We start from the raw sequence: 710 nt of genomic DNA, 5'->3' as shown, positions 1-710 counted from the left end.
GAGGTTTGAGACTACTAGCAATGCTGCCGTATCTGCTATTTCTACTGTTTCTAGTGTCACAGTCAAATTAAGCGGAATTGATGGCTATCCTGGTGGCTATGAATTTCAAAAAATAGACCAAGCAACATTCCAAAAAGAAGGTTATAAAGCAATTGCTGAAATGATGAATAGTGTAAGCGATAAAACTGGTATAAAAGCAACTGTAAATAACACTCAAATTCTAAGTGCCACCATATCTGCTGGAACTATTCAAGGATTATTAATAAATGGTGTAACAATCGGTAATGTAACCGTAAAAGCCAATGATAGTGATAACACACTAATCGGAGCAATTAATGCTAAAAAAGATGAAACTGGTGTAGAGGCTAGCGTTCAAAATGGTAGATTAGTCCTAGCCGCCAAGGATGGGAGAGCGATTAGAATTGGAGCGTTTTCTACTTCTGCTAAATATATGGGTCTAAAAGATGGTGCTTCTAATGCGAATGTATCAATTGCTAATGGTCATACTGCTGGAGTGGTTTTACTAGGTCAAATAACATTTATTCGTCAAGACGCTAGAGATATTAAAATAGGCTTAAATGGTATGTCTACAGTTTCTGGTTTAAATTTTAGTGCTGCTATGATATCTAATGCTAGTATAGCATCTCAGGCTTACAACCAAGCTTCAGTTAATTTAAAATATATGAACTCTGGAACAATAAGTGCAACTC

At 36.1% G+C, this 710-nt stretch carries 1 protein-coding gene; it reads left to right on the top strand.

Annotated elements, in window-relative coordinates; genetic code table 11:
- On the top strand, window positions 1–710 hold a 710-nt coding region (locus tag CSUIS19073_RS08270; protein ID WP_337214422.1), incomplete at both ends, for a flagellin hook IN motif-containing protein.

The organism is Campylobacter sp. RM19073 (genome assembly GCF_024723495.1).
Classification (GTDB): Bacteria; Campylobacterota; Campylobacteria; order Campylobacterales; family Campylobacteraceae; genus Campylobacter; species Campylobacter porcelli.
The sequence above is the reverse complement of the archived record's forward strand: the minus strand, read 5'-3'. Positions and strand labels throughout refer to the sequence as shown.